General features: G+C 40.8%; 1 protein-coding gene. It reads right to left on the bottom strand.

What is annotated here, in order from left to right:
• Window positions 1–2,597: condensation domain-containing protein (locus tag J2S17_RS28670; RefSeq protein WP_307480784.1), on the bottom strand; the 2,597-nt coding region annotated here is incomplete at its 3' end.
• Window positions 2,598–2,620 lie beyond the last annotated feature (23 nt).

The raw sequence follows: 2,620 nt of genomic DNA, 5'->3' as shown, positions 1-2,620 counted from the left end.
GGTATATAGGCACCGCCAGCTTTTAAAACCGCCAGTACAGCTAAAAACATGTCAGCGGATGGCTCAACCATGATGCCCACTATTTTTTCAGGACCGACGCCTCTTGCCTGTAGATGTCGAGCCAGTTGGTTCGTTTCTTTATCAAGTCTTTGATAAGACCAATATTTATCATTGCATATGATAGCTTTGCGCCCCGGTGTTTGTCTCGCTTGGTTCTGGAATAGTTCAATAACGGTTTTATTTAGATGATATGGGATTTCCGTCTGGTTAAAATGCGCTAGTTCTTCTCTTTCCTTTTGAGAAAGCGTTAGAGAAGCTAACTCACGTTCCGGGTTATCTACGACTTCCTCTAAAACATGAAGAAATTGATTAGCGATTCGTTGAATTGTTTTCTCTGTAAAAAGAGAAGTACGGTATTCCCAATTCATCACGGTGTGCTCAGGCATGTCTATTATCTCAAGCGTCAAATCAAACTTGGCTGTTCGATGAGGCATGTCATAGGGATAAGCAATATGATCCCCGAAAGACAGTACCGATTGATCCATATTCTGGTGAACGAGGACGACATCAAACAAAGGATGGCGATTGGCTACTCTTGGAATTTTCAAGTTTTCTACTAAATCCTCAAACGGATAATCTTGATGTTCAAGCGCTTGTAGGGTCTGATCTTTTACTTCTTGTAAAAAAGCATTGAAGCGTTTAGAACCTATCGGCTGATTTCTCATTGGCAACATATTGATAAAGACACCGATGGTGTCCTGAATTTCTACAAGCGATCTGCCTGCAACAGGTGAACCAATGACGATATCTTCTTGCCCACTATATTTGGACAATAAGATGTTGTATGCAGCCAGTAAAACCATGTAAAAACTGCAACTAGCCTTTTGGGCAAATTCATTTATTTTAGTTGTGAGCGAATGATTTATTTCGCAAGAGAATTGTGATCCCGCATAATTAGAAACCGAATGTCTTTGTTTATCAGAATATAATTCTAGAGGTGTGCTATTTTCTTTAAAGACATTCATCCAAAAAGCTTGGTTATTTATATAAGTACCAGAGCTTGTCTGATTTTTTTGCCAGACCGCATAATCCTTATACTGGATTTGCGTATTTGAAAGAGTCTGGCCATTGTATGCCTCCATTATTTCTTTCGCCAATATTCGAATAGATGTTCCATCCGATAAAATATGGTGCATATCAAACCATAATACATGAGAATGATCATCGGTTTTAATAAGGCCCGTTCGGAATAGCGGATTACTTTCGAGATCAAACGGACGTATAAAACGCTCCATTAATTGTGGTAGCTGTTGTTCAGATGCGTGTTGATACGCTATTTTATTTTCTACAGATTCATGAATAGTTTGAACGGGTTCGCCATCTATCATTTTAAATGAAGTACGCAAGATCTCATGTTTGTTTGTGACTTGTTTCAGTGCCTCTTGTAGTTTTTTTAGGCTTATATTCCCTTTTATTTTCCAAGCACCTGTCATATTATAACTCGTGCCAATCTCTGAGAATTGGCTGAGTACGAACAACCTTCGCTGGGAGGAAGAAAGTGGATAAGCTTCTCGCGGAGCTGCCAGCTGTATTTCCTCATATCTATCAATTTTCAATTGCTCAAGATTCAGCGATAATTGCCTAATCGTCGAATTTTCAAAGAAATCAGTAAGAGATAGGTGTTTCTTAAAAATTTTCTTTATTTTCCCAACTATTATGGTCGCTTTTAAAGAGTGCCCGCCAAGAGTAAAGAAATCATCATCTATACCTGGTCTTTCAATGTCAAGTACTTCACTCCAAATCTGCGCTAATCCTATTTCTGTAGGTGTTCGTGGTGCTTCATGCCGTAAGGCTTGTAGGTCAGGTTTTGGCAGAGCTTTTCGGTCCAGTTTCCCATTCGCTGTTAGAGGCAGCTCTTCGAGCATTAAAAACTGAGTAGGCACCATATACCCTGGCAGTTTGGTCAATAATTGGGCTTTAATTGTTTCTAAAGAAATGGCAGCCTGGCAATTTCCCCAAACGAGATATCCGCAGAGGTAGTCATCCCCTGTCGAATCTTTATGAAGGGCCACTGCAGCTTCTCGAATCGATGTCATTTTTTCAAGCTGAGCTTCAATTTCCTGTAGCTCTATTCGATATCCACGCATTTTCACTTGTTGGTCCATGCGGCCGGCGTACTCAATGTGTCCATCCGGTAACCAACGTGCGAGATCTCCCGTTCGATACATCATGTTATTTGGTCCGAATGGGTTCTTCACAAATTTTTCGGCTGTCATTTCCGGCTGATTCCAATACCCCTGAGAAACACCGCTGCCTGCGATACACAACTCTCCATAAACATCAATTGGCTGTAGGCGGTTATGCAGGTCTACGATGTAACATTGAGTATTACGAATCGGTTGGCCAATGGTCACTTGTTGGTCTAAGCTGATATTTTTTATGGAAGAATAGACAGTTGTCTCCGTCGGTCCATATCCATTATAGATAGACAAATGATTATAGGCTTGGAGCCGTTGTAATAATGCAGGTGGAAACGCTTCTCCTCCTACTATGAGAGCCTTCACCGATGCTAAGCATTTTTCTCCTTCGGGATACATCATCAAGCCCTTAATTCTGGAAG

This window comes from Cytobacillus purgationiresistens (assembly GCF_030813235.1).
GTDB classification, from domain to species: Bacteria; Bacillota; Bacilli; order Bacillales; family Cytobacillaceae; genus Cytobacillus; species Cytobacillus purgationiresistens.
This window is presented reverse-complemented; position numbering and strand designations above follow the sequence as displayed.